Source organism: Paraburkholderia sp. RL17-381-BIF-C (assembly GCF_046026435.1).
In the GTDB taxonomy this organism is placed as follows: domain Bacteria; phylum Pseudomonadota; class Gammaproteobacteria; order Burkholderiales; family Burkholderiaceae; genus Paraburkholderia.
Genome location: NZ_JARESX010000214.1, coordinates 1 through 620, shown reverse-complemented (window position 1 = coordinate 620; position 620 = coordinate 1). Strand labels below are relative to the sequence as shown.

1 pseudogene is annotated in these 620 nt (G+C 59.2%); it reads left to right on the top strand.

Annotation, left to right across the window (positions count from 1 at the left end):
* A pseudogene (locus tag P0D70_RS36745) lies at positions 1-620 on the top strand (IS3 family transposase); the annotation flags it as partial.

Below are 620 nucleotides of genomic sequence, written 5' to 3'. Positions count from 1 at the left end.
CTGCTGGTCGTGCCGAACCGGGCGTACCACAAGACGACTCAAAGCCACCATCGCTTCCGGCGTCATCCGAATTTGCTGAAATCCGGACCGGATCAGATCGTGCCGACCGGGCCTGAACAGGTGTGGGTTGCCGACATCACGTACCTGCCGACTGCGGGCCCGTTTGTATATCTGAGCCTGGTCACCGATGCGTTCTCGCGCAAGATCGTCGGCCATCACGTTCACGACAGCCTGCAGACCGAACAGGTCAGTCAGGCGCTGAAGAAAGCGTTGCGCACACGCAAGAGCCGCCAGCCGTTGATCCATCACTCCGATCGCGGGATCCAGTATTGCTCGACCTACTATCAGGACATCCATCGGCGCTATGACTTGCGCTGCTCGATGACCGACGGCTACGACTGCTATCAGAATGCCCTGGCCGAACGGGTCAACGGCATCCTCAAGGGCGAATTCCTGTTGCAGCGTCCCGCCAACCTCGAACAGGCCGCAAAGATGGTCGAACAGTCCGTGCGCATCTACAACCAGGAGCGACCGCATGCCGCTCTGAAATACAAAACGCCCGATGCGGTGCATCGGGCGCTCAGTGGCTGACTACTGTCAACCTATTCCAGGACTTGACA